Source organism: Marinobacter mobilis, from assembly GCF_900106945.1.
In the GTDB taxonomy this organism is placed as follows: Bacteria; Pseudomonadota; Gammaproteobacteria; order Pseudomonadales; family Oleiphilaceae; genus Marinobacter; species Marinobacter mobilis.
In genome coordinates this window covers 150,837-177,718 of sequence record NZ_FNNE01000008.1, presented here as the reverse complement: position 1 = coordinate 177,718, position 26,882 = coordinate 150,837, and the positions used below count along the sequence as shown (strand labels likewise).

The 26,882-nt window shown below is 58.2% G+C and carries 23 protein-coding genes; 9 read left to right on the top strand and 14 right to left on the bottom strand.

From position 1 onward, the window contains the following. From BLV11_RS18235 to BLV11_RS13715, 8 genes are all read right to left on the bottom strand, one after another. Window positions 1-1,112: ATP-binding protein (locus BLV11_RS18235; protein ID WP_245726035.1), on the bottom strand; the 1,112-nt coding region annotated here is incomplete at its 3' end. A gap of 40 nt (window positions 1,113-1,152) precedes the next feature. Continuing rightward, window positions 1,153-2,247 (bottom strand): 3-dehydroquinate synthase, encoded by a 1,095-nt coding sequence (gene aroB / locus BLV11_RS13745; protein WP_091815526.1) that lies wholly within the window; start codon window positions 2,245-2,247, stop codon window positions 1,153-1,155. Next, entirely contained in the window at window positions 2,240-2,806 is a 567-nt protein-coding gene (gene aroK / locus BLV11_RS13740) for a shikimate kinase AroK (RefSeq protein ID WP_091815521.1), read from the bottom strand. The genes aroB and aroK overlap by 8 nt, the downstream gene beginning before the upstream one ends. Before the next feature lie 125 nt (window positions 2,807-2,931). Beyond that, on the bottom strand, window positions 2,932-4,968 hold the full coding sequence (locus tag BLV11_RS13735; RefSeq protein ID WP_245726034.1) for a type IV pilus secretin PilQ: 2,037 nt from the start codon (window positions 4,966-4,968) through the stop codon (window positions 2,932-2,934). Between the two features lie 65 nt (window positions 4,969-5,033). Then, window positions 5,034-5,582 (bottom strand): pilus assembly protein PilP, encoded by a 549-nt coding sequence (locus tag BLV11_RS13730; RefSeq protein ID WP_091815514.1) that lies wholly within the window; start codon window positions 5,580-5,582, stop codon window positions 5,034-5,036. Between the two features lie 2 nt (window positions 5,583-5,584). Next, the gene (locus tag BLV11_RS13725; protein ID WP_091815511.1) at window positions 5,585-6,196 is read right to left on the bottom strand and encodes a type IV pilus inner membrane component PilO; all 612 of its coding nucleotides are present in this window, start codon (window positions 6,194-6,196) and stop codon (window positions 5,585-5,587) included. Further along, entirely contained in the window at window positions 6,193-6,759 is a 567-nt protein-coding gene (locus tag BLV11_RS13720; protein ID WP_091815507.1) for a PilN domain-containing protein, read from the bottom strand. Before BLV11_RS13720 ends, BLV11_RS13725 begins: the two co-directional genes overlap by 4 nt. Continuing rightward, the gene (locus BLV11_RS13715) at window positions 6,759-7,823 is read right to left on the bottom strand and encodes a pilus assembly protein PilM (protein ID WP_091815503.1); all 1,065 of its coding nucleotides are present in this window, start codon (window positions 7,821-7,823) and stop codon (window positions 6,759-6,761) included. The genes BLV11_RS13720 and BLV11_RS13715 overlap by 1 nt, the downstream gene beginning before the upstream one ends. Before the next feature lie 185 nt (window positions 7,824-8,008). Here BLV11_RS13715 and BLV11_RS13710 point away from each other — a divergent pair, with 185 nt between their 5' ends. After that, window positions 8,009-10,453: a penicillin-binding protein 1A gene (locus BLV11_RS13710; RefSeq protein WP_091815498.1), complete on the top strand. Its 2,445-nt coding sequence runs from the start codon at window positions 8,009-8,011 to the stop codon at window positions 10,451-10,453. A gap of 77 nt (window positions 10,454-10,530) precedes the next feature. Here the strand turns inward: BLV11_RS13710 and BLV11_RS13705 are convergent, their stop codons facing one another. Continuing rightward, window positions 10,531-11,796, bottom strand: a complete 1,266-nt coding sequence (locus BLV11_RS13705) for a malic enzyme-like NAD(P)-binding protein (RefSeq protein ID WP_091815495.1) — start codon at window positions 11,794-11,796, stop codon at window positions 10,531-10,533. A gap of 304 nt (window positions 11,797-12,100) precedes the next feature. Further along, the gene (gene rpmE / locus BLV11_RS13700; protein ID WP_091815492.1) at window positions 12,101-12,322 is read right to left on the bottom strand and encodes a 50S ribosomal protein L31; all 222 of its coding nucleotides are present in this window, start codon (window positions 12,320-12,322) and stop codon (window positions 12,101-12,103) included. A 262-nt stretch (window positions 12,323-12,584) separates the two neighbouring features. Here rpmE and BLV11_RS13695 point away from each other — a divergent pair, with 262 nt between their 5' ends. The 6 genes from BLV11_RS13695 to BLV11_RS13670 all read left to right on the top strand — a co-directional run bounded on the left by BLV11_RS13695 (window position 12,585) and on the right by BLV11_RS13670 (window position 19,698). Next, on the top strand, window positions 12,585-14,756 hold the full coding sequence (locus BLV11_RS13695) for a primosomal protein N' (RefSeq protein WP_091815487.1): 2,172 nt from the start codon (window positions 12,585-12,587) through the stop codon (window positions 14,754-14,756). Between the two features lie 115 nt (window positions 14,757-14,871). Next, window positions 14,872-16,557 carry an arginine--tRNA ligase gene (gene argS / locus BLV11_RS13690; protein WP_091815481.1) on the top strand — a complete coding sequence of 562 codons (1,686 nt, stop codon included), beginning with the start codon at window positions 14,872-14,874 and terminating at the stop codon, window positions 16,555-16,557. 33 nt (window positions 16,558-16,590) lie between these two features. Next, entirely contained in the window at window positions 16,591-17,223 is a 633-nt protein-coding gene (locus BLV11_RS13685; RefSeq protein ID WP_091815478.1) for an SPOR domain-containing protein, read from the top strand. 179 nt (window positions 17,224-17,402) lie between these two features. After that, window positions 17,403-17,933 carry an ATP-dependent protease subunit HslV gene (hslV, locus tag BLV11_RS13680; RefSeq protein ID WP_091815473.1) on the top strand — a complete coding sequence of 177 codons (531 nt, stop codon included), beginning with the start codon at window positions 17,403-17,405 and terminating at the stop codon, window positions 17,931-17,933. A 12-nt stretch (window positions 17,934-17,945) separates the two neighbouring features. Beyond that, window positions 17,946-19,274: an ATP-dependent protease ATPase subunit HslU gene (hslU, locus tag BLV11_RS13675; protein WP_091815469.1), complete on the top strand. Its 1,329-nt coding sequence runs from the start codon at window positions 17,946-17,948 to the stop codon at window positions 19,272-19,274. Window positions 19,275-19,338: 64 nt separating this feature from the next. Further along, complete coding sequence (locus BLV11_RS13670) at window positions 19,339-19,698, top strand: gamma-butyrobetaine hydroxylase family protein (RefSeq protein WP_091815463.1); 360 nt, start codon at window positions 19,339-19,341, stop codon at window positions 19,696-19,698. 24 nt (window positions 19,699-19,722) lie between these two features. Here the strand turns inward: BLV11_RS13670 and BLV11_RS13665 are convergent, their stop codons facing one another. The 3 genes from BLV11_RS13665 to BLV11_RS13655 all read right to left on the bottom strand — a co-directional run bounded on the left by BLV11_RS13665 (window position 19,723) and on the right by BLV11_RS13655 (window position 23,929). Then, a complete protein-coding gene (locus tag BLV11_RS13665; RefSeq protein ID WP_091815740.1) occupies window positions 19,723-20,964 on the bottom strand; it encodes a patatin-like phospholipase family protein in 1,242 nt (413 codons plus the stop codon). Between the two features lie 110 nt (window positions 20,965-21,074). Then, a complete protein-coding gene (gene ptsP, locus BLV11_RS13660; protein WP_091815459.1) occupies window positions 21,075-23,381 on the bottom strand; it encodes a phosphoenolpyruvate--protein phosphotransferase in 2,307 nt (768 codons plus the stop codon). A 17-nt stretch (window positions 23,382-23,398) separates the two neighbouring features. Then, complete coding sequence (locus BLV11_RS13655) at window positions 23,399-23,929, bottom strand: RNA pyrophosphohydrolase (RefSeq protein ID WP_091815455.1); 531 nt, start codon at window positions 23,927-23,929, stop codon at window positions 23,399-23,401. Between the two features lie 172 nt (window positions 23,930-24,101). Between BLV11_RS13655 and BLV11_RS13650 the strand changes: the two genes are divergently transcribed. After that, window positions 24,102-24,758 (top strand): histidinol-phosphatase, encoded by a 657-nt coding sequence (locus BLV11_RS13650; protein WP_091815452.1) that lies wholly within the window; start codon window positions 24,102-24,104, stop codon window positions 24,756-24,758. Between the two features lie 13 nt (window positions 24,759-24,771). Then, window positions 24,772-25,578: an imelysin family protein gene (locus BLV11_RS13645; RefSeq protein ID WP_091815449.1), complete on the top strand. Its 807-nt coding sequence runs from the start codon at window positions 24,772-24,774 to the stop codon at window positions 25,576-25,578. On the opposite strand, the gene BLV11_RS13640 is transcribed toward BLV11_RS13645, so the two are convergent. After that, entirely contained in the window at window positions 25,558-26,754 is a 1,197-nt protein-coding gene (locus tag BLV11_RS13640; RefSeq protein WP_091815446.1) for a class I SAM-dependent rRNA methyltransferase, read from the bottom strand. The genes BLV11_RS13645 and BLV11_RS13640 overlap by 21 nt on opposite strands. Between the last annotated feature and the right edge of the window lie 128 nt (window positions 26,755-26,882).

The following is a 26,882-nucleotide window of genomic DNA, read 5'->3' as shown; positions in this document are numbered from 1 at the left end:
GGCTCTGGCTCTGGCTCTGGCTCTGGCTCTGGCTCTGGCTCTGGCTCTGGCTCTGGCTCTGGAACAGCCTCCTCTTCAACGGGCAACCTGGGCAAGCTCTGACTCTCGCCAGACACAGCAACGGCCTCGGTTTCCAGAGCGCGGCCCGGCCCCAGCGTAACGCTTCGCCGCTCTACCGGCGGCACTTCAACCCCACCCTGGGAACTAGCCACCATCGCTTCATCATATTGTCGGGACACCAGCCACCAGGACACGGATAACAACGCCAGAGCAGCGAGCGGCCAGCGCAAAGCAGCCAAAGCTCCCCATCCACGCTTCACCGAAGCCTCCTGCGCCAATCCCAGCCAGACCGCCGGAGCAACACGCCGAAGTCGACCAAAACTGCCCTGACTCAAGCCATGAATACGCTCGACCATGGGCGCACCCAACAGCTCACTGACTTTACCTCCGGCCTGCCGAACCCGAGGCTCCAGATAAGCAAAAACATCGGCAGGAGAGAGTGGACGAAGCGGAATCTGATGGAAGCCCGTCGGATCAGCAACCTCCGTAAACCCCAACAACTCAGGCAACCGAACGTCACCAGTAAGCACCGGCACTGCAGCCGCGGCAGCGTCTGCCGATTGAAAAGCACCGATCAACAGCCGCATCAACTCAGGCGCACCCTGGTCAGCGTTATCAATCAACAGAACAATACGCCGCCCTTTTCGGGTTGCCGATTCACTCCAGCGAAAAAAACCGTAGACGGCATCACGGGCCGAATTGCCAGGTTTCAATTGCTGATGCGCAACGGCTAACAGCCGTTGCGCAAGCGCCTGAACACTGGTCAGGGCCGCGACATCCAGGAAATGGAAATCCAGACGGGCCGCCTCACTGCGCACCAGCTCAGCAAGCAACCGGGTCTTGCCCGCGCCGCGATTACCGGTCAACAACAAGGCCACATCACCGAACCCACACAGGTGCCGGAGCGACTCAAGGGCATGCTGGCGCTGGGCCGCGGCAAAAAACGGGGATTCCATCGCCAACGGGTCTTCCCGCAAGCCAAACCGCTCCTGCAACCTTGGAAACAATCCGCCGCTGTCCAGGCTTTCGCCCCTGTGATCAGTTGCACCCATGTGGAACGCCATCCCCTGATGGTAATTCACTGTCCGCGCTCTACTCTGAGCAGCAGAACTTATTCAGCGTTTCACGCAACGACTGCGTACTTGCATCAGACACAATAACAGCGTCACCCAAGCCAGTTAGCAACACCAGACGCAGGGCGCCATCAACATTCTTCTTGTCTACGGCCATCAACCGAAGGAAGTCATCGGGCTTCATCCCTTCTGGAACCGTTTCCGGCAACCGCGCTTTGAGGATCACCTCGCGAGCACGGCTCTGGTCGTCCCCGGACAACATACCCAACCTGACCGATAGATCAGCCGCCATCAGCATGCCGGCTCCAACAGCTTCACCATGCAACCAGGAACCATAGCCAGCAAACGTTTCAATGGCATGCCCAAAGGTATGACCGAGGTTCAGAATAGCCCGCAATCCACCCTCACGCTCATCCTGGGCAACCACGTCGGCTTTACAGGCACAGGAACGGTAAATGGCTTCAGCCAGGGCATCAGCCTCGAGCCCGATCAGACGCTCGATATTGGCCTCCAGCCAGGCCAGAAACGCTACATCCCGGATCAGCCCGTACTTGATAACTTCCGCCAGTCCTGCCGAGACTTCCCGCTCCGGAAGCGTGTTAAGTGTTGCAGTATCAATGAGCACGACTTCCGGCTGATGGAAGGCACCAACCATATTCTTGCCAAGCGGGTGATTGATTCCCGTTTTTCCACCCACCGACGAATCCACCTGTGACAACAGGGTCGTGGGGATCTGGATAAAGGGAACCCCACGCTGATAGGACGCCGCGGCAAAACCGGTCATGTCACCAACAACACCGCCACCCAGGGCAACCAGCGTTGTCTTTCGCGAATGCCTGCGCTCCAGCAAGGCATCAAAAATCAGATTCAGGGTCTGCCAGTTCTTGTACTGTTCGCCGTCAGGCAAAACGACGGTGTCCACGGTTTTTCCCGGGAAACACGCTTTGGCAGCCTCCATATACAGAGGCGCAACCGTTTCGTTGGAAACGATCATCACCTGCTCACCCGCCACGAAAGGCGTCAGATCCTGCTGCCCCAGCAGTGAGGGTCCAATCAGTATCGGGTAACTTCGCTCGCCCAGATCAACACGAAGCTCCTGTCGCGAACTATGCATGATTCCTGCCTTCCTTTCTTACGGTCCGTCGGTGCCGTGGCGTTTTGGGATTTAGCCGGTTGATCAGCTGCCTGACAACCAGACGGGGGCTTTTTCGATCAGTATGAATGACAATGTCGGCGAGCTGCCGGTAAAGCGGGTCACGGATTGCGAAAAGATTTCGCAGTACAGCTTCGGGATTGTCATTCTGTAACAGTGGACGGTTCCGATCTTTGCGGGTTCGTTCTACCTGCTGCTCGATGGACGTCCTGAGGTAGATAATCTTGGCCTCTTTACGCAGACAGGCGTGATTCTCTGGCTTCATGACTGCGCCGCCACCTGTCGCCAGAACAATCCCCTCTCTTTCCGCCAGCTCGGCAAGCATGGCCGTTTCCCGCTGGCGAAACCCATCCTCCCCTTCGACATCAAAAATCCAGGGGATATTGGCACCGCAGCGCTCCTCAATCAGGCGATCGGAGTCCAGGAACTGGTATCCGAGCTCCCGCGCAAGCAACCGGCCGATGGTACTCTTGCCAGCCCCCATGGGCCCCACCAACACCACTCTCTTGGGCAACGACATGTTATTAACTCTTACCTCGTTTGGCGGCTGAGAATATCACAGCCCGCCAACAATCCGGTAACCGTCATTTGTCAGACAAAAAAAAGCCGCCGGGGGACCGGCGGCTTGCAGTTCAGGGGATCCGGTCAGTCGACCAGGTCACCTTCAAAGATCTTCGGAGTGATGAAAATCAGCAGCTCACTGCGCTCATCAATTCGAGTGTTCTTGGTAAACAGTGCACCCAGGTATGGAATGTCTCCCAGGAACGGCGTCTTAACCGTCGTCGTAGCCGTTTCTGACTGGAAGATCCCGCCCAGAACAACCGTTTCACCATTACGCACCAGCACCTGGGTAGTCACTTCGTTGGTGTTGATGCTTGGCACCCCGGCAGTTTCCTGACCACGGGAATCCTGGTTCACCGTCAGATCCATAATGATCCTGTCATCCGGCGTGATCTGCGGCGTCACTTCCAGTGACAACGCGGCCTCCTTGAACGACACCGATGTGGCACCGCTGGAGGAAGCTTCCTGGTAAGGAATCTCCTCACCGGACTTGATCTTGGCGGTCTGACGATCTGCGGTTACAACCTTCGGTTGCGCCACAATCTCTGCCTGACCATCGCTTTCAAAGGCGGACAGCTCCATATCAATCAGGAAATCTGTGCCGATGTAGCCGAAAGCGATGGACGATGTATTGCTGCGGGTCACGCCAAGATCCACGTTAAGATCCGACGGCAGACCAAAGCCGCCAGCGAGGCCACCACGAGAGCCTCCGACCACAATATTGTTGTCGCCACCGTTTGCGTTACCGCGCCCTTCAATTCCCCACTCGATGCCGATTTCTTCCGCCAGATCGGTTTGAGCACGAACGATCCGCGCTTCGATCAGGACTTGCCGGACCGGAACATCCCAGGTGCTCACCAGACGACGGATCTCATCCAGCTTTTCTGCGCTCTCGCGTACACTGATGGTGTTGGTACGAACATCGGAGGAGATAAAACCGCGCTCGGAGATAAGCTCAGCATCAGCCTGGACCAGGGCAACGATGTCGGCCGCCTTGGCGTAGTTGACCTGAATAATGTCAAGACGGACCGGAGCCAGCTCGGCAATCTGCTTGTTGGTTTCAAGCTCTAGCTTTTCGCGGGCAGCAATTTCGTCGGCCGGAGCAACCAGGAGGACGTTACCAATCTGACGCTTATCCAGACCCTTGGTTTTGAGAATCAGATCCAACGCCTGATCCCAGGGCACATTCTGCAGTCGCAGGGTAATGCTACCGCCCACGGTGTCACTGGCCACCAGGTTCAGACCGGTGAAGTCGGCAATCAACTGGAGCACTGAGCGCACTTCAATGTCCTGGAAGTTGAGCGACAGCTTTTCGCCGGTATACGGGAACTTGTCCTCAAGGCGGGATTCAGCCTCTTCCTCAGTCAAACGTTCAACACTGACAGTGAACTGATTACCCGACTGGTAGGCAATGTAATCGTAGTTACCTTGCGGGCGAATCTCGACAACCCCGTTACCACCTTCCATAAAGGTATCAATACGAGTAACCGGAGTCGCAAAATCGGTCACATCGAGACGACGACGCAGCTCCTGAGGAACCTCGGCACCGTCGAGAATCAACCGGATCTTGCCGGCGGATTCAGACAGGTCAATAGATTGACCAGGATCGCCAAGTTCTACGATCACCCGGCCTTCGCCCTCCGCCCCGCGACGAAAATCAATGCCCGTCAACCCGGCCATCGCCTGAGCTTGGGCCGCGACCGGAGCCGCAGCTGGCTGGCCAGTCGGCGCAGCGGCGCCACCCTCTGCACCAATGACCAGGACAATGCTGTCAGCGTCCCGGGCAGTGGTGTAAGGCTGGAGTTCGGCGAGGTTAAAAATCAACCGGGTGCGGTCATCTGCCTCGACCACTGTCATGCTCTGAGCATTGCCATTTCCCAGCGGAACACTGCGAGCATTCAGCCCGCTTTGGGTATCTCGCAGATCAACCGCAATCCGGGCGGGGCGCTCTATGTTATACCCGGTGGGCTCAGGCGGCTGCCCGTCAAATTTAAGCGTCACTTCCGTTCGGTCACCGGGCAGCGAAGAAAATGACACGTCCTCCAGCGTGACCGCGTGGGCCAGGCCTGACAACAATCCCATAGCTACCGCGCCGACGTATACATTGATTTTTCTGAACATCGCTAGCCTCGACCCTAACCTGTTATTTTCATGCATTTGTTCTGTGCTGTTCATATCGCCGCTCCTTAGCCTTCTGCCTCATCCATTGACAAGGACCGAGGTCTCTCAACCCACCCCCCCCGGCCATTGGGAACGATTTCTATAAGTTCAATGCGACTTTCACTCACACCGATAATCCTGCCGTAGTTGGTGCCCATGTAGTTTCCGGAGCGAACCCGGTGGACGCCACCCTCACTGTCCGCGACAAGACCAAACAGGTCTCCGCCTGCGTCACGCAAGGTACCAACCATCTTCAATTCTGTCAGACCATAGTTTTCAAGCACTTCCTTCGGTCGGTCCAAATCTGGCTCGACGTTGCTTTCAGGCGCCTGATCCACCATGGTCAGCTGAACTTCAATAGGCACCTCAAAGGGCGCCCGGCGATCTGCCGCAGAATAACTGAACGCCTCGTAGGCTTTGAACTCCGGAAGCGGTTCAACATGACCCCGGGGCTTCGCCCGGGTTTCTGCCATGTACTGATCAATATCGGCAAAGCCCTCTCCCTGGGAACAGGCCGTCAACAGTGACGCCATGCACACACCCAGCCAGGCCACACCGGCACGCTGTCTTGCCATGCTTATTCTCCAGCCCGGTAGCGGTAGGTACGAGCAACCACTGACATACTCAGCTGCTCGCTGTTACCGCCGTTTGGTTTAATAGTTAAATCATGCAGCGTCACAATCCGCGGCAGCGCTGCAATGCTGCTTACAAAAGAGCCCAGCTCGTGATAGGTCCCAATCACTTCGATATTGATTGGCAATTCGGCATAGAAGTCCCGTCTCTGCTCAGGCTGCAAGGCAACCTTCTGCAGGGAAAGACCGCTGCCCAGAGCGGTGTTGGTGATGTCTTCAAGCAGTCCGGGGACTTCGGTATCACTGGGCAGCTGCTGAACCAGCGCTGCGAAGGTTTCTTCCATTTCCGCCATCTGGCTCTTGAAGACATCCAGATTTGCCACCTGGTAGGCTTTTGCTTCGTACTGCTGCCTCAGGTTTTGCTCCTCCGCCTGAACCCGCTCCAGGCGCCCGAACTGGTCCTTGACGAAAAACCAGTAGCCGCCACCAAGAATCAGGCCGAAGATCAGCAGAACCACAATGAACTTTACCGGCGCAGGCCAGATACCGGCGTTATTGATATCGAGATCATTGATATCAAATTCGTTAAGACTTTTCAGCGAGTCCGCGAGGCTCATTGATTACCCTCCTCTTCGGGCTCAGGGGTCTGTTGGGTAACGGACAGATCAAACCGGCTGTATCCGGCCCGGGCCTGGTCGGCCGCAGCAACATTGGTCAGATTGGGATTGGTGAACCAGTCGGAGTCTTCAAACTGGCGCATAAGCCCCGAAATACGGCTGTTCGATTCGGCCATGCCCGCAATCTGGATCTGATCGCCGGTGCGCTTGAGGTCCATATAGTACAAGCCGTCCGGCAAGGTCCGCACCAGTTCGTCGAACACCCGGACAATAACCGGCCGCTTACCTTGGAGATCCTGGATCACCCGCATCCGCGCCAGCAGTTCATCGCGCTTGCGCTTGAGGCTTTCAATCTCCCGAATCTGCTCATCCAATTCTTTCATCGCGGTCTGCAAATAGGCATTCCGTGATTCCTGATAGGCGATACGGTTGTCCATATCGACCTTCCAGAGGAACGCAGCCCCTGCAGCCAGAAGCGCAGCCACAAAAATCATGATCAGGAACTGCTGCTGCTTCTCAGCGCGCAGCTCCTCTCGCCAGGGTCTGAGGTTAATCTTTGCCATCAGTCAAAGCTCCTCATCGCCAGTCCACACGCAATCATCAGTGCCGGTGCATCATTTCCCAGCGCAGACGCATTTACTCTCGAGCCAACCGCCATATCCGCGAACGGGTTCGCTATCACCGTTGGCGTGTTTGTCTTTTCCTCTACCATTTCCGGAAGCCCTTGAATCGACGCTGTACCACCGGCCAGCACAACATAATCGACGGCATTGTACTGACTCGCTCCGAAGAAGAACTGCAACGCTCGGGCAACTTGCTGTACGACCGCCTCACGGAAGGGATTCAGCACCTCGGACTCGTAGTCGTCCGGCAAACCACCCTGCTTCTTGGCCAGACCGGCTTCCTCCAGCGACAAGCCGTAGCGACGCTGAATTTCTTCCGTCAGCTGCTTGCCACCGAAAATCTGCTCCCGGGTGTATACCGTCTTACCCTCAGCGAGCACGCTCAGGGTTGTCATGGTTGCCCCCACGTCCACAATGGCAACAACCAATTCTTCACCCTGGGATTCCAGTTGCGACTCAATCAGGCGAAAGGCCCGTTCCAACGCATAGGCCTCGACGTCGACAACCCTGGCCGACAGTCCGGCGATTTCGAGCGCGTCTTCCCGAATGTCGACATTCTCTTTGCGGCACGCCGCCAGCAGAACGTCAACCTGATCAGGATTACTTTCAGAGGCGCCCTGCACTTCAAAGTCGATGGCGACTTCGTCGAGGGGATAAGGAATGTACTGGTCAGCCTCGAGCGTGATCTGGTCTTCCATCTCAAACTCGTTAAGGCCGCCATTCATTTGAATGAGCTTGGTGATAACGGCGGATCCGGAGACGGCCACCGCCACCTGCTTGAGGCTGGTACGGGATTTGGCGGCCACCTTTTTCAGCGCCTCCCCGACAGCTTCTACATCAGTGATATTTTTCTCGACAACAGCGTTTGCCGGGAGCGGCTCAACAGCATAGCTGTCAACCTTGTAGCGATTTCCCTGCTTCGAGAGCTCTAGCAATTTGACCGAACTGGAGCTGATATCCACCCCCAGTACTGCACTGGATTTCTTTCCGAACAATCCGAACACGCGCCCACCCTATACCTGGTTACATGCACCCGGTTATGTGTTTTTTATTTAAGAGAATTTCCGCAATTTTCCGTCTACAATGCCATTTCCTCATCGTTGAATGACGTTGTAGCGGTGGAGAGGACAACCTCTTCCTAAAGCAATTTCTCAAATGATAGACCTATATCCAACAGTTGTCAGAAAAAATGTCCCGATTACTCAGAACCTCACACATCCTTGCGTGGCTATTTCTAACCGGCGCCAGCCTCGCTGCCATCCTTATTGCGAGCTTTTATCTTTATCTGCGCCCCGGCCTGCCATCGGTTGAGCAACTGACAGATATCAAGCTGCAAACACCACTAAGGGTCTACAGCGCAGACAACAGATTAATAGCAGAATTCGGCGAAAAGAGAAGGGCACCTATCACAATAGAACAGATCCCAACAATTCAGTTACATGCGTACCTGGCCGCCGAGGACTCCAATTTTTACCAGCACATGGGGGTCGACTTCAAAGGCCTGCTGCGGGCTGCCATCGAACTGGTCACCACCGGCCATATCCAATCCGGCGGCAGCACCATCACCATGCAGGTTGCAAAAAATTACTTTCTGTCACGCGACAGAACGTTTATTCGTAAGTTCAATGAGATACTGCTGGCTATTCAGATTGAACGTGAACTTGATAAAAACCAGATTCTTGAGCTTTACCTGAACAAGATCTATCTGGGCAACCGGGCCTACGGCCTCCAGGCCGCCGCCCAGGTGTACTACAACCTCGACGTCAACGAACTGAGCCTCGCCCAGATGGCCATGCTCGCCGGACTGCCCAAGGCGCCCTCGGCCTACAACCCCCTGGCCAACCCGGAGCGCGCCCTGATTCGCCGCAACTGGATCCTGGGCCGGATGAAGGAGCTGGGCTACATCACTGAAGATGCCTACCGCCTGGCCTCCGCAGCACCGCTGACCGCGGAATACAACGCCCCGGACACCCAGGTCGATGCTGATTACGTTGCTGAGATGGCCAGAGCCGACATGGTTCAGCGCTTTGGCGAAGCCGCCTACAGCGACGGCTATTCGGTTACCCTGACGGTCAACAGCGCCAACCAGCAGGCCGCAACCACCGCATTGCGCCACGGCCTGGAAGCCTATGACCAACGCCACGGCTTCCGTGGACCGATTGGCCAGATCGCAAACCCTGACCGGCCCGTGGACGAACTAAGTCGCGAGCTGGGCATGTATCCAAGACTCGAGGAGCTGTACCCAGCTGTCGTTCGCACCGTCTCGGACGAAAATAACCAGGTCGAACTGCTGGCCCGGAGCCTTGGCCCGGTCACCATGAGCCTGGACGACATGAAGTGGGCGCGCCGCCATCGCTCCGAGAACAGCACAGGACCAGCACCCACCAAACCTTCCGATGTGCTCGCAGCAGGCGACGTGGTCTACGTGACTCCGAAGATCACCGACGACACCGAAACTGTGCCAGCAACTCAGGTCCTACTAACCCAGCTGCCAGAGGTTCAGGGTGCACTGATTTCCCTGAACGCCAAGACCGGCGCTATTGAGGCGCTGGCCGGCGGCTACAGCTTCAGCCAGTCAAAATACAACCGGGCCACCCAGGCCACTCGCCAACCCGGCTCATCGTTCAAGCCGTTCCTGTATCTGTCCGCCCTTGAGCGCGGCCTGACTCCGGCCACCGTATTCAATGACGCCCCCATCGTTTTTGACGACTCCGAGCAGGAAACCAGTTGGCGCCCAGAAAACTCCTCAGGCCGATTTTACGGCCCTACCCGCCTGCGGGAAGCGCTTTACAAATCCCGAAACCTGGTCTCAATCCGCCTGCTCAGGGATATCGGCATACCATATACCCTGGACTACATCGACACCCTAGGCATTCCGACGAACAACATGCAACGGGACCTCTCGCTGGCTTTGGGCAGCGGACTGCTCACCCCTATGGATGTGGCACGCGGTTTCGCAGTGATTGCCAACGGCGGCTTTGATGTCCAGCCTTACCTGGTCCAGGAAATTCGGGACAGCAACAACGAAGTCATCTACCAGGCTCCGTCCGTGATCCTGTGCGAATCACCCTGTCAGCTGGACGACATCCCCCCCTCAACCAGCGATGCCGCTAACATCCGCGTCGCCCATCGCCTTGCCGACGAACGCTCGGTCTACATTCTGCACTCGATGCTGCGAGATGTGGTCCGCCGCGGAACCGGCCGTCGGGCGCTGGCCCTGGGACGCACAGACATTGGCGGCAAAACCGGCACAACCAACGAACAGAGAGACACATGGTTCAGCGGGTTCAACTACAATGTCGCAACCACGGCCTGGGTCGGTTTTGACCAGCCCACCCCGATGGGGCGTGGCGAGTATGGCGGTACCACGGCACTGCCGGTATGGCTTGAATACATGACCACCGCACTCGATAACAGCCCAAGCGCCATGATGCCGCAACCAAATGGTATCGTTAGCGTTCGCATTGACCCGGTAACCGGAGAACGGGCAAGACCCGGTCAGGAAGGCGCGATTTTCGAGCTGTTCAAGGAAGAGGAAGCCCCCGCCCCACTGGAACCGCTGAGCACGACCAACGGCGGCAGCCTTGACAGTAACGGCGGCACACCAAGCTCTCTGCCGCAGGAACTTTTCTAGGGCAGCAGAACACATTCTTTCAGACATAAAAAAACCGGCGGTGAATACCGCCGGTTTTTTTAGTGCCTGGACCGGAATTACTTGATGTCTTCCATGGTCTTCAGCGGGTAGTGCGCAGGGTACGGGTTGCGAGCAACACCAGAGTCCACAGCTGCACGGGCAACCGCCGCTGGAACTACTTCAAGCAGACGAACGTCCATCGGCTTGGGAATGATGTACTCTTTACCGTATTCCAGGCTGTCTACATCGTAGGCCTCACAAATTTCCTGAGGCACCGGCTCTTTCGCCAGCTCAGCAATTGCGTGAACCGCCGCTACCTTCATCTCTTCGTTGATCGCGCTGGCACGAACGTCCAGTGCGCCGCGGAAGATGAACGGGAAGCCGAGAACGTTGTTGACCTGGTTCGGGTAGTCGGACCGACCTGTCGCCATGATAAGGTCATCACGGGCAGCCAGGGCAACTTCCGGGCTGATTTCCGGATCCGGGTTGGAGCAGGCGAACACGATGGGGTTAACCGCCATCTTCTTCAGCTGCTCTGCAGACAGCAGGTCCGGGCCAGACAGACCAACGAATACGTCAGCTCCGTCGATCGCGTCATCCAGAGTACGCTTGTCAGTATCGTTAGCGAACATGGCTTTATACTGGTTCAGGTCGTCACGTCCGGCATGGATTACGCCCTTACGGTCCAGCATGAAGATGTTCTCGGACAGAACACCACAGCTAACCAGCAACTTCATGCAGGCAATGGCTGCGGCGCCAGCGCCCAGACACACAATCTTGGCTTCTTCAATCTTCTTGCCCTGCAGTTCCAGGGCATTGATCATGCCAGCGGCTGTGACGATTGCAGTACCGTGCTGGTCATCGTGAAAGACCGGAACGTCACACTTCTCAATCAGTGCACGCTCGATTTCAAAGCACTCAGGGGCCTTGATGTCTTCCAGGTTGATACCACCGAAGGTGTCAGCAATACGCTCTACAGTCTCAATAAAGGCCTGCGGGCTTTCAGAGTTCACTTCGATATCGAACACATCGATACCGGCGAAGCGCTTGAACAGTACACCCTTACCTTCCATTACCGGCTTGCTCGCCAGGGGACCAAGATTTCCCAGGCCCAGGATCGCAGTACCATCAGAGATAACCGCAACCAGGTTACCCTTAGCGGTGTACTTGTATGCGTTCTCCGGGTCTTTTGCGATCTCGCGGACCGGTTCGGCAACCCCGGGGCTGTACGCCAGAGAAAGATCGCGAGACGTCTGGGTAGCCTTAGTGATTTCAACACTAATTTTACCTGGCCGCGGGGAGGCGTGATATTCAAGGGCTGCTGTTTTCAGATCTTGAGACATTGCCACTGTTCCGTTTGTCACGTTAAAAGGAAGGAGTACGTTGCGCTGACCATCCCAAAACACAGATAACCGACTGTTAACCATGGGGAATCGGCATTCAAAAACCGGGTCAAGAATACTCTCTCTAGATCGCCGCCGGATCCTGGCCCGGCGGAGCGCGACATTATGGCGCGAAGGTTCAGCTCAAACAAGGCCCACTGACCAACAATTAACCAACCACAATACGTAGATCCCACTCAGACAAAGCACTCAGGCACAAAAAAAGCGCCCCGAGAGGCGCTTTTTAACCCGACCTGATTCCAGATCAGTCTTTCTTGCCACCGATACGGCCGCCGAAGCGCTTCTGGAAACGATCAATACGACCGCCAGTATCCATAACCTTCTGCTTACCGGTGTAGAACGGGTGACACTGGGAACATACGTCCAGCTGCAGATCCTGGGCGATGGTGGAACGAGTCTTGATCACGTTGCCACAGCTGCAGGTAGCAGTGATCTCTTCGTACTTGGGATGGATACCTTCTTTCATGGCGAACCTCTTACGGTAATGCCGCTACCCGATCGCGGGACAGAAAAACTGCCCAGGCGCCAGGCACCGCATTTGAATCATATAAAAAGACCATGCACAATCGTGCCCGGCCATCAACAGACCGCGAATCTTACTTGCATCCCCTTTGTATAGCAAGTAGGCAAACCGACGTCACGAACGATAAGCGCATCCCCGCGGCAGGCAAGGATCGCATCCGGCCGGCGTTTCGTCAGCCAGCCCTTCATCTCAGCCAGGAGTCGCAGTGACACTCAACGTTCGCATCGCCCTGAACCGCCCGCTGCGCCGGCTGTTTGATTACCTCAGCCCCGCGGGCATCAGCCTGGCGCCGGGACAGCGAGTCCGGGTTCCCTTTGGCCGCCAATCCGCTATCGGCCTGGTGGTCGAGACCGATACCCCAACCCCGGATACGTTCACACTAAAGACCGTCGAGCAGCCTCTGGAAGACTGGCCGGCACTTCCACCAGAGACATTGACCCTGCTCAAGTGGGCTGCCCGCTACTACCACCACCCGCTCGGCGAGTGCCTGTTCATGGCCTTACCCCCCGCCCTCCGTCGCGGGCGGGCAGCAGAGCGCAAATCCGAGCCCCTGTGGCAGGCCAGCGGCCATCTCGATGACATTCCTAAGCGGGCACGCCGGCAACGCGAGCTATGGCAGTGGCTCAGCGAGTGCGAGGCCCCCCAGGCAACGGCGATGGTCCTGGCGCAAGGCTTCAGTCGCAGCCAGCTCAACAGCTTGAGTAAAGGCGGGCAGATCAAGGAATCCGACACCAGAACCACCCGCGCCGGAAGCGAAACCGCCGCCGTCGCCGACCTGCCCGTACTCACCGGCCACCAGCAGGAAGCACTGAACACCATCCCCACGCCCGATGCAGGGTTCACCACCACCCTGCTCTACGGCATCACCGGCAGCGGCAAGACCGAAGTCTACCTCCATTATTTACACCAGCACCTTGCGGACGATAGCCAGGCCCTGGTTTTGGTTCCTGAAATCAATCTGACCCCACAAACCGTAGCCCGCTTCCGCCGCTATTTCGGTCATCGCATCGTGGTCTGGCACTCAGCCCTGAACGACTCCGAGCGACTCGAAACCTGGCTAAGAGTGCGTCATGGCGAGCCTGTGATCCTGGTGGGCACCCGGTCAGCCACCCTGCTTCCGTTCACCAGGCTCGCAACCCTGGTGGTGGACGAGGAGCACGACAGCTCTTACAAGCAGGGCGAAGGCTTTCGCTACTCCGCCCGGGACGTAGCGGTCTACCGCGGACACCTGAACCAATGCCCGGTCATCCTGGGCTCTGCCACACCATCACTGGAATCCGTCCATAACGCCCTGTCCGGCAAATACCACCTGGTGAAGCTGGAGCAGCGGGCCGGCAAGGCCCGGCCGCCGGAAATTCGCCTGCTCGACGTACGCAGCCGCCCCCTCGAGGGGGGGCTGTCCCGCCCGGCACTGGCCGAAATCCAACGCTGCCTCGACAACGGCCAACAGGCGCTGGTTTTTGTCAATCGCCGTGGCTACGCTCCGGTTATGATGTGTTTTGACTGCGGCTACATGATGGAATGCCCGCGTTGCGATACCCGGCTGACCTATCACCGCCGGGATCGGGCCATGCGCTGCCACCACTGCGACTACCAGACAGCCGCAACCGAACACTGTCCGAAGTGCCACAGCGACGCCTTCAAGCCAATTGGTCAGGGCACAGAACGTACCGAGGATGTTCTCTCCGACCATTTCCCCGACACTCCCGTGGTTCGGGTGGACCGTGACAGCACTCAGCGCAAGGGCAGTATCGACAACATCTTGAAACAGGTGAACAGCGGTGCCCCTTGTATTCTGGTGGGCACCCAGATGCTCGCCAAAGGCCACGACTTTGCCAATGTCACCCTCGTGATTGTCGTGAATGCCGACGGCGGATTGTTCAGCGTCGACTTTCGCGCGCCGGAGCAACTCATCCAGACCCTGATCCAGGTCAGCGGGCGGGCCGGGCGCGGCGAGCTGGCGGGACGCGTCGTGGTGCAGACCTGTCACAGCGACCACCCACTGCTGAATGCTCTCTGTCAGGGCCAGTACCTGCCCATCGCCAGGCAAATGCTGGCCGAACGGGAAGCCTCACAACTCCCCCCCTTCCAGGCTATGGCGATCGTGCGGACAGAAGCCACCACCATGGCGGCCAGCCTCGCCTTTCTGGATCAGGCGAAAGCTCTGGCGTCAGAAGCAAATCTGGAACTATGGGGTCCGCTGCCGGCCGTCATCGCCCGCCGGGCGGACCGACACCGAGCCCAGCTGGTGCTGTTGAGCCCTGGCCGTAAAGTGCTTGCCCAGACCCTCAGCCAACTCACCCTTGCCCTGGACCAGCAGCGCCTGCCTGCCGGGCTGCGCTGGCAGATTGACGTTGATCCACTGGAAACCGGCTAACCCCGAAATCAGTCCACATTGAGAATCCACGGCCTTTCCGCGATAATAGCTCCCCTTAAATCCCGGGTGCCCGCAGCACCGCCTCCCAACCCCACTGACCGAATCATCCGACAGCATGAAAGAGATCGTTACCGAACTGCTCCAGTCTGCCCTGGCGACCCTGCAATCCGAAGGCACTTTGCCCTCCGATTTGACCTTTAACCCCCAGGTCGGCAACACCAAGGACAAAGCCCATGGTGACTATGCCTGCAACATCGCCCTGATCGCAGCCAAGGCTGCCGGATGCCCCCCACGACAACTGGCCGAAACGCTCATTGAAAAATTGCCGGCCAGCAGCGCAGTGGACAAAGTGGAAATTGCCGGGCCCGGCTTTATCAATTTCTTCATGAGCACCGCCAGTGCGTTTGAAATCGTAGCCACGATCCTGGAGCAAGCCGAACAGTTTGGCCGCAACAACAGCGGCAACGGCGAATCGGTTCAGGTCGAGTTCGTGTCCGCCAACCCGACCGGTCCACTCCATGTCGGTCACGGCCGCGGGGCAGCGATCGGCGACTGCCTGTGCCGGCTGCTCGACGCGAACGGCTACCAGGTCACTCGGGAGTTCTATTACAACGACGCCGGCGCACAGATCAACAATCTGTCGCTGTCGGTTCAGGCCCGGGCCAAGAAGCTGACGCCTGAGCACGAAAGCTGGCCAGCAGACGGTTACCGCGGCGATTACATCACGGATGTCGCCAACGCCTATCTGGCCGGTGAAACCGTCAGCGCCGACGATCGCGAAGTCACGGGCAAAGCCGACGCCGACGACCTCGACGCTATCCGCGAGTTTGCCGTTGCCTACCTGCGCCGGGAGCAGGATCTCGACCTCAAAGCGTTCGGTGTGGAGTTCGATGTCTATTTCCTCGAATCCTCCCTGTATGAGGATGGCAAGGTTGCGGCCACCGTTGAACGGCTCCAGGAAAACGGTTTTACCTACGAAAAAGACGGCGCCATGTGGCTGATGACCACCGAATTCGGCGACGACAAGGACCGGGTCATGCGCAAGCAGGACGGCGGCTATACCTATTTCCTGCCAGACGTGGCCTATCACCTCGACAAATGGCAGCGCGGCTTCAGCACCGTGATCAACGAACAGGGTGCAGACCATCATTCCACCGTAACCCGGGTTCGCGCGGGCCTGCAGGCATTGAATGCCGGCATCCCCAGCGGCTGGCCCGATTATGTGTTGCATCAGATGGTCATGGTGACCCGCTCCGGACAGGAAGTGAAAATCTCAAAACGGGCGGGCAGCTACGTCACCCTGCGCGACCTCATTGACGAAGTTGGCCGGGATGCCACCCGGTTCTTCCTCGCGGCACGCCGCGTGGACTCCCAGTTGACCTTCGACATCGATCTGGCCCGCTCCCAGACCAATGAAAACCCGGTCTATTACATCCAATATGCCCATGCCCGGATCTGCAGTGTGCTACGCAAGCTGGCAGACGAAGGCATTAACCGGGGGCGCAATGAATGCCAGGGTGACCTGGCGTTGCTGACCCTGGACGAAGAGAAGGATCTGGCTAATCAGCTGGCACGTTACCCGGAGCTGATCGCCAATGCAGCCGTGCAGCGTGAACCCCACCACCTCACGCACTATCTCCGCGAGCTGGCTGGTCAGTTCCACACCTATTACAACGCCCATAAGGTTCTGGTTGAGGATTCCTCGATCCGCGACGCCCGCGTCAGCCTTTATCTGGCCGTGCGTCAGGTGATCGCCAACGGCCTCGACCTGCTGGGCGTCAGTGCGCCGGAGGAAATGTAAACCGGCGCCGCGATAACACAGAGATCTCCCTGCATGCCGAGAGATTACGCAAAAAAAGGTCGACCGGCCGGAACCGCCAGCCCGAAGCCCAGGGCGCAAGGCAATAAGCGCCCGGCCCGGTCAACCGCTTCGCCATCACACCGCCAATCCGGAGGCCTGTCTGTGCGCTGGATACTTTCTCTGGCCGCCGTTGGCGGCTTTATCGGTTTCATCGTTTATCTGAACACCATCACCCCGCAATCGGGACGCCCCGAAGTCGCGAACCAGACACCCCAGACCGCGCCGGCGCCGTCCGGCACCAGAAGCAATCAGGGGCCTGCCGCCCAGCAGCAGCCGGGCTTCCGCTTCTATGAGATGCTGCCAGATTCCGAGGTGATTCCGTCGGACGTCGAGGAGTACACACCGGGCCCAGCTCAGCAGCAATACACCTATCTGGTGCAGACCGGCTCATTCCGCAGCTCCGCGGATGCTGAACGACAGCGGGCACAGATTGCCTTCCAGGGGTTGCGCGCCAATGTCAGCCGCATTGATCTGGACAGCGGTTCTACCTGGTACCGTGTCAATGTGGGCCCATTCACTTCCCGCAGCCAGATGAACTCCGCCCTCGACAAACTGGTCTCCATCAGCATCCAGCCGTTGGTACGCAAGATCCCCCGGGAAGGCTGAGCCCCCGCCTCTTACCAATTTTTCATCCCCCCGGCTGGTTGTTCGCCTTGAAATCCGGGGGGCCGCCACCATTAATTTCCAACACAGACAGGAGCCATCGAGCACCCCCGGCAAGTCCTTGTTGCGCACGGGTGTCGCCCAGATGTTCCTCATACCTATTTCGGGCAATTGGAGCCAACATGACTACGATTCTTTCCGTGCGCCGCGACGGTGAAGTCGCTATCGGTGGCGATGGCCAGGTTTCACTGGGCAATACCGTCATGAAGGGAAACGCACGCAAGGTCCGGCGCCTTTACAATGGCCAGGTACTGGCCGGATTTGCCGGCGGTACTGCTGATGCATTTACCTTGTTTGAACGCTTTGAAGCACAACTGGAAAAGCACCAGGGCAACCTGACCCGGGCTGCCGTTGAGCTGGCGAAGGACTGGCGTACCGACCGCGCCTTACGCCGACTCGAGGCACTGCTGGCGGTGGCCGACAAGACCGCATCGCTGATCATCACCGGCAACGGCGATGTTATTGAACCGGAAAATGGCCTGATCGCCATCGGCTCCGGCGGCCCCTTTGCCCAGGCTGCCGGTCGAGCACTGCAGGAAAACACCGAGCTCAGTGCCCACGAGATTGTCGAGAAGGGCCTCGATATCGCTGCGGATATCTGTATCTATACCAATCACAACCGCACCATTGAAGTGCTGTCCACCAACGACTGATCCGGAGCAACCATGTCTGCAATGACTCCCCGAGAAATTGTCCACGAACTCAACAAGCACATCGTTGGTCAGGGTGAAGCCAAACGTGCAGTGGCCATTGCGCTGCGCAACCGCTGGCGCCGGATGCAGCTCGACAGCACACTGCGCGACGAGATCACCCCCAAGAACATCCTGATGATCGGGCCTACCGGTGTGGGAAAAACTGAAATTGCCCGGCGTCTGGCCAAGCTGGCCGACGCACCGTTCCTCAAGATAGAGGCCACCAAGTTTACCGAAGTGGGCTACGTTGGCCGCGATGTAGAATCGATCATTCGAGATCTGGTCGACATGGCGGTTAAGCTGGTCCGCGAAAAAGAAATGAAGCAGCATGAAAACCGTGCCCTTGACGCTGCCGAAGACCGCATCCTCGATGCCCTGCTCCCCCCCGCCCGGGGCTTTGAAGATGAAGCCCGTAACAATCAGGAATCCGGCACCCGGCAGATGTTCCGCAAAAAGCTGCGGGAAGGAGAGCTTGACGACAAGGAAATCGAGATCGAGCTCAGCAGCAGCGGCCCCGGGGTTGAGATCATGGCCCCTCCAGGCATGGAGGAGATGACCTCCCAGCTGCAGAACATGTTCTCTAATCTGTCCTCCGAACGCCGCAAAACCCGCAAGATGAAAGTCGTCGATGCCATGCGTCGGGCGAAGGACGAAGAAGCCGCCAAGCTGGTCAACGAAGAAGAGATCAAACAGAAGGCAATCCACTCCGTCGAACAGAATGGCATTGTGTTTATCGATGAAATCGACAAAGTGGCCAAACGCTCCGAAAATGCTTCCACCGACGTATCCCGGGAAGGGGTACAGCGCGACCTTCTGCCGCTGATTGAAGGTAGCACCGTCAGTACCAAGTTTGGCTCCGTGCGCACCGACCACATTCTGTTCATCGCCTCGGGCGCCTTCCATCTGGCCAAGCCATCAGACCTGATTCCGGAACTGCAGGGGCGCCTGCCAATCCGGGTCGAACTGCAGGCCCTGACCCCGGACGATTTCAAACGTATCCTGACCGAGCCCGACGCCTCCCTGGTCCAGCAGTACCAGGCATTGCTCGCGACCGAAGGGGTCCAGCTCAGCTTCACTGATGATGCCATCGCCCGCCTTGCCGAGGTAGCCTGGAAGGTTAATGAAACCACCGAAAACATCGGTGCCCGCCGACTCCATACCGTACTGGAACGGCTGTTGGAGAGCCTTTCATTCGATGCCGGCGATCAGGTGTCCGAGCGATTTGAGGTGACCGCGGCCTACGTGGATGAGAAGCTCGGCGAGCTGTCTGAAGACGAAGACCTCAGCCGCTACATTCTCTGATCCCACCCCGCGATGATCCGGCCGCCGGGTGTGGCGCCGGATCATCGTTTCAACGAGCCGAACCATGAACGATCAACGCCCCACCAACATCCGGATCCGCAAGCAGAGTCGTTTTCTCGAGCTGAGCTATGCCGATAGTACGCACTATGAGCTTCCCTTTGAACTGCTCAGGGTGTTGTCTCCCTCGGCTGAAGTCCGAGGACACGGAATGGGACCCGGGGTGCTGCAAACCGGCAAGCGCGACGTGCAGCTGACGGCTGCAGAGATGGTGGGCAACTACGCCCTGAAGCTGGCCTTCAGTGACGGCCACGACTCAGGACTCTATACCTGGGGTTATCTGAGGGAGCTGGGCGAACATCAGGACCGCTTCTGGCAGCGGTACCTGGATCGGCTGCAACAGGAAGGCGGCTCCAGAGACACCTGAAACCGCCGATGTCACAAGGACGCGTCAGAGCGCTTTCTGAATCATTTCGGCCACGCCATCCAGCCCTGCCCCAAAGTGCCCCTTCTGGGCCTTACGACGGTCCCTGGCGACGTACAGCGGAAGCATTTCACCATACAGACTGGTACTGATGGTGCGCTGTTCATCCTCAAGGCGATCACGGCGCAGCCGGATACCGTAACGCAGAAGCCTGGGCTCCAGCTCATCCGCCCGGTTAAGCAGGTCCCGCCGTGTCATCTGGTAGGCGTGCTCGCACACCATCCGGCGTGACTGGAAGCTGAACACATTGGAGAAGAACAGCTTGGCGTCATCACGGGTGGGCTCGAATAACAGCAGCTCCTTGTCCGGATAGTCGCGGGAATACTGGGCAATACCTGACTGCATTCGCGAATAAACCATGGTACGGAACGTCTGGGAGAGCAGATTCGGCATCCCGGAATGGGTCAGCATTCCGGGTGACATGGTCCCCGCACGCACCGCCGCACTGGCATCAATCGGTACCTGCGGATTAACCGCAAACACCAGATCTGCGCCATCCTCGAAGGCCACAGAGGCATGCAATGCCTTACGCAGAGTACCATCGACGTAATAACGGCCATCGACGTTGACCGGAACATAGATGCCCGGTGCCGAGGTACTTGCCTGAATGGCTTTTGAAATAGGCACGTGGTCAAAACCCGGAGCGCCAAAACACACCGGCTCGGAGCTTTCTACATCCGTCGCCACGATATACAGACTACGCTTGAGCTGACGGAAGTCGTTTGCCCGCCCCAGCATGGTAAATGCGCGCTTCAGGTAGTCGTGCAGGCCCTCATTATCGAACAGCCCCGACGGCGCCACCTGGGCCAGAATCGTCAAGGCTTCCAGCAGGCTCTGGTCATAGGGGTTATTAACAAAACGTGAAACTGCCGTCGCCACCAACCGCGGAACCGACAACAACCGGCTGCCGAATTCCCGCAACGCCGGCCGGTAGAATACTTCCGGGTGGAACGGATGCACTTCCGCCTCGTTACGCACAAAAATCCGGCACAGCTGGGCAGTGGTAACCTGATTGGCCAGATTGGCGGCAACAAAAGAGCCGGCATTCACGCCAACGTAGACATCAATGTCGTTGAAATCGAGGCCATCAAGCGCCTCATCCAGGGCACGCAAGGCACCAATCTCGTAGATACCCCCCAACGGTCCGCCCCCGCCAAGGGCCAAACCAATGCGCGGTTTCGGCTTAATCTCTGTATGGGTTACTGCCATCATTCATTTTCCGAAGGTTGAGTACGAGAACACCCTACGTTAGCAATCGTTTTTAGTAATCTCACCCTACAAACGGGGTCAATACCAGCGCTTTTGAGGCCCGCCTTTCCTCACACATGGGACGGCTCCGGCCTCGCCGTCACTGAACTCTTGCCGGGGCGCAGGTAACGACCAAAGCCCGCACTGCGTAACGACAGATCAACACAACTTTTGATCACATGGGGGGAATCCAGCAGCAGGACATCCTCCAGCAGCTGCATCGCCCACTCCCGACTCAGACTTCGCAACACCGATTTGACCTTCGGCAGGCTGGCCGCGTTCATCGACAAAGCGTCATAGCCCATAGCCATCAGCAGCACCGCCCCCCCCGGATCACCGGCCAGCTCTCCACAGATACTCACGGGCTTGCCCACGGCATGCGCGTCCTGGGCAATCCTCACCAGGGCCTGCAACACCGCCGGATGGTAGGAATGGTAAAGCTGGGCGACGCGAGGGTTATTACGATCGACCGCCAGCAGGTACTGAGTCAGGTCATTGGATCCCACCGACAGAAAATCCACACGATCCGCCAGCTCCCGCACCTGATAGACCGCTGCCGGGATCTCCACCATCACCCCGACTTTCGGCATGTGGATGTCGTATCCTTCTTCGCGGACTTCATGATAAACCCGGTAGATCAGGTGCAACGACTCTTCCACTTCAGAGATATTGCTGATCATCGGCAGCATGATCTGCAGATTGTTCAGCCCCTCGCTGGCCTTGAGCATGGCGCGCACCTGCACCAGAAAAATCTCAGGGTGATCCAGAGTTACCCGGATCCCACGCCAACCCAGGAACGGGTTTTCTTCCTGGATCGGGAAATACGTTAATGCCTTGTCGCCACCGATATCGAGGGTACGCATGGTGACCGGGTTGGGAGCAAAGGCTTCCAGCTGCTCGCGATAATACTCCCGCTGCTCCTGTTCGGACGGAAAGCGATCCTTGATCATGAATGGGACTTCCGTCCGGTACAGCCCGATACCTTCAGCGCCGTGACTCAGCGAACGAACCACATCCGTCATCAGGCCGGTATTGACCAGCAATGAAACACGGTGACCATCGGTGGTCTCGCAGGGCTTGTCCCGCAAGGCCTCGAGCCCCTTGACCAGTTCATCCTCTTCGTCGCAGATATCCTGGTAGAAGTTTCGCAACTCCTGCGAGGGCGAGGCATAGATCTGCCCCTCAAAGCCGTCGACAATCATTTCCCGGCCATCAAGCTGATTAACCGGAATGTCCACCAACCCCATGACCGTCGGTACACCCATGGCCCTGGCCAGAATGGCCACATGGGAGTTGCCCGAGCCGCGCACCGACACCAGTCCTACCAGCTGCCCCCGGGGCACTTCACCCAACATCGCGGGCGTCAGCTCCTCACTGACCAGAACGGTTTTCTCGGGGTAGACCCGGTCCTGCGGATCACCTTCCTGCAGGTGCGATAACAAACGCCGGCCCAGATCGCGGATATCAACAGCCCGCTCGCGCAGATACAGGTCGTCCATCATTTCAAAGTGACGCACATACTGCTGCACCACCTGTTTCAGCGCCCCCTGAGCCCACTGCCCATCGCGGATCCGGTTGACCACTTCTCCCGGCAGCGCTTCGTCACTGAGCATTCGCAGGTACACCTCAAACAGCGCCTGCTCCTCCGGCCGTAACTGACTCGCAAGCCGTTCCGCCACCCGTTCGATGTCTTCGCGAACCGCCGTAACCGCAACACCGAAGAGGGCCAACTCCTGCTCAATGTCTTCAATCTGTTTTTCCGGCACCGCGTCGAGATCCGCCGCCGGGTAAACCACCACCCCCTCACCAATGGCCACGCCCTGGGCTCCGGCCACCCCGTTAAAACAGACGTCCTTGGCCTGCTCACCGGTCAGCGACAACCCACTGATGGCACCGGTCGCCTCACTGTGGGCTATCACGCCAGCCAGCTGTGCAGACACGGTCACCAGGAAGGCTTCTTCACCTTCATCAAAGCAGCGGGCGGTCTCCCGTTCCTGCACCACAAGCACGCCAAGAACGCGGCGATGGTGAATGATGGGAACACCAAGGAAGGAACGGAAACGCTCTTCACCGGTTTCGGGGAAATAACGGTAGCGGGGATGAGAGGGGGCATCTTCGAGGTTGATCGGCTCCTCGCGGGAGCCCACCAGGCCGATCAGACCTTCGGAATATCCAAGGCTAACCTTGCCAACTGCCTCCCGGTACAGCCCCTCGGTTGCCATCAGAATGTAGCGATTGCTGTCCGGGTCCAGCAGGTAAACCGAGCACACCTCGGTATCCATGGCGGACTGCACACGGGACACGATGATTTCCAGCGCCTCCTTCAGATCTTGGGCACTGTTGACATCCTGTACCAGGTTTCGCAGTACGTTGAGCATCGCCACGGTTCAGTCCATCACCTCTGTTGGTTCTTCATGCGGGGAAGCGCTTCGCCCCGGTGCCGCTGCTCCATGCTTCGGAACAGCCGCGGCGCCAGCTCCCTCAATGCACGCCGATACACTTCCCGTTTAAAGGAAACCACCTGGCCAAGGGGATACCAATAGCTCACCCATTGCCAGCCGTCGAATTCCGGCGAATCCGTACCGTCCACACGTACCTGTGCATCCGGTGAAAGCATCCTCAGCAGGAACCATTTCTGTTTCTGCCCCACGCACACGGGGTGCGAGTTATGTCGCACCATCCGTCTGGGAAGACGATATCGCAGCCAGCCCCGGGTACAGCTGATGATTTCCACATCCGCAGCCTCCAGCCCGACTTCTTCCTGAAGCTCCCGATACAGTGCCTCTTCAGGGGATTCGTGGGTTTTGATCCCACCCTGAGGAAACTGCCAGGAGTCCTGCCCTATTCGCCTTGCCCAGAGGACCTGTCCCCTGTGGTTAGCCAAAATGATTCCGACGTTGGGCCTGAAACCATCCGAGTCGATCACGGCACAGCCCTCTGATTCATGACTACTGTTTTGCCAGTAGATTCCTGTCGGTAAAAATTGTCCAAGTTGGCTTCATTCTTACAGAAAGACCATGTTTCGGCAAACGAAGCCGGCGCAAACACACCGTGGTAGACTTACCGCTTCCGACAATCCCGTATGCAAGGAGCCTTAGGTGACGCTAGCTATTTTCGACCTCGACAACACCCTGCTGGCAGGGGACAGCGATCATGCCTGGGGAGAGTTCCTGGTGGAGGCAGGCATTGTCGATGCCGAGCGTTATCGCAAGGCCAATGATCAGTTCTACCAGGAATACCTGAACGGTGAACTCGATATCCACCGTTACCTGAGTTTTGCTCTGGAGCCCCTGGCCCAGCACGATACGGCCCAGCTGATGCAATGGCGGCAGCAGTTTGTTGATCAGAAAATCCGGCCGATCATGCAGGACAAGGCGACCGAACTTCTGGACCACCACCGCCATCAGGGCCATACCCTGATGATCATTACCGCCACCAACCACTTTGTTACCGAACCGGTGGCCGAACTGCTGGGCATAGAACACCTGATTGCCACCAATCCGGAACAGGTCAACGGGCGTTATACCGGTCGCGTTGCGGGAACCCCCTCCTTTCAGGATGGCAAGGTGACCCGGTTGCAGGAGTGGCTCGACGACCATAATGCCAGCCTTGAGGGCGCCTGGTTTTACAGTGATTCCCACAACGACATCCCACTGCTGGAAAAAGTGTGCCACCCGGTCGCCGTAGACCCGGACCCGACACTGCAGCGCCTGGCGCAGCAGAAAGGCTGGGACATCATTTCACTGCGTGATTGAGTGTGATTCAACGATGAAATGGCAACTCCGCGCCACCCTGCTCTCCGCCCTTGCGCTGTCGGCCTGTAACCCGACGACAGAGCCCGGCCAGGCGCCGCTCCCCATTCCAGACAAGACAGTGACAAATAGCGAGACCACCACCTGGGTCAGCCGGCACAGCCAGGCGGTCTGCGACAGCACCGCCGAGCTTCACCAGGCCCTGACCGGCTTCCTCGATACACCAACAGCAGATACTCTCGGCACCAGCCAGCAAATCTGGACGCAGGCCCACAACCACTATCGCCTGCTCGCCACCGGCTACCGCCTCGCAGGTCTGCTCCCCCCGCACGTCACCGATGACCGTGACACCGTCGATGGCTGGCCGCTGATACCAGGCTACCTGGATCAGGTGCCGGGCTACCCCCACAGCGGCCTGGTGTATTCGGAAGTCCCGCTGACTCCGGATTTTCTGACCACGGAACACCAGTCCACCGACTTTGGCTACCTGACGCTGGGCTTCCACCCACTGGAGTTCATGCTTTGGGGTAATCCTGGAGAGAGCCTGGAGGATCAGGCACAAAAATTCGTCGGCGGCGCCGAAGATCCGGACACCATGGATATTCCGGGACGACGCCGAGACCTGACCCGGCTGATATCAAATCTGCTCAAGCGCAGTGCTGAACCCTTGTGCGCCGCCGCTGAGCAGAGCCGCCTGAGCGCCGCGCTGACCTCAGCCCACAGCCCAGGCGGGCTGCCCGACGACCTTTCCCTGGCACCGCATGAGCCGCCGGTTACCGGGGAAAGCAGCGGCGTCGCTGAGTCAGAAGAACCCGGTCAGTGACCGTACAAAACAGGACTTGATGTAGTCGGTTTCCGGAATCCCCGGAATCACCGGGTGATCCGGCGCCTGATGCCCCTGCTCCAGCAGCTGGACAAAGCGGTCGATCTTGCGGCCGCTGCTGCGAATGATGTCAACGAGCCGCTCCTGAGACAGGTGCATGGAACAGGAGGCGGACACCAGCACACCATCCTTCGCCAATAACCTCAGGCCCAGCTGATTGAGACGGGCATAGGCCTGCTCCCCGGCTTTCTGATCACGACGTCTGGGAATCAGGGCCGGCGGATCCAGCACCACTACATCGAACCGTTCTTTTTCGGCCGCCAGCGCTTTCAGAGCGTCGAATGCATCACCTTCAATGGTGTCGACGTTGTCCAGCCCATTGATTGACGCATTGTGATGCACCGCATCAATGGCCAGCGAGGAGCTGTCTATGCAGGTCACCTGAGCGGCGCCGGCACTCGCCGCTTGCACACCCCAGCCGCCCACGTAGCTGAATACATCCAGCACCCGCTTGCCCGGGGCATAACACTGAAGACGCTGGCGGTTCATACGGTGGTCGTAAAACCAACCGGTTTTCTGACCACCACTCAACGGCACCTCAAAACGGACGCCGTTTTCGATGACGGTCAGAGTCTCTGCCGCAACGCCCTCAACCTGCTCGATGTAACTGGGCAACCCTTCCACGCTGCGCATCTTGCCATCGTTCTTCAACACAATGGATTTCGGGTGCGCCAGGCGCTGTACTGCGCGGACAATGGCATCCCGCAACTGCTCCATGCCTGCCGTAGAGATCTGGATGACCACGCTATCGCCAAAGCGGTCAACCACAAGCCCCGATAGGCCATCACTGTCGCCAAACACCCAGCGGTAGTAAGGCTGATCAAACAGTTTTTCACGCAGGGCGAGCGCCACTTCCATACGCTGGGTCAGGCGCTGAGGCGTCATGCCATGTTCCGGATCCCGGCTGATCAGGCGACCGCAAATCAGGGCGTGGGGATTGACAAAGAGAGTGCCCAGCGGGCGATCAGATGCGCTTCGCAGCTCCGCCTGATCACCAGGCTCGAAGCCCGATAACGGGGAACGCCGGGCATCCACCTCATTACTGTATACCCACAGATGCCCTGCCTTGATTCTGCGTTCCGCGCCCTTGCGCAGATAGAGTACCGGGAACTTCATGGTTGCTGCCTTTCAGGTTGGTCGATGAGCCGTCGGCCGGCCGCGGGCAAAAGCCGGGATCGCAGACCGAAGGCAAAGCGCGGATTATACCCCAGCAAACATTGTTACAGTTGGCCGGAGGTCTGTAA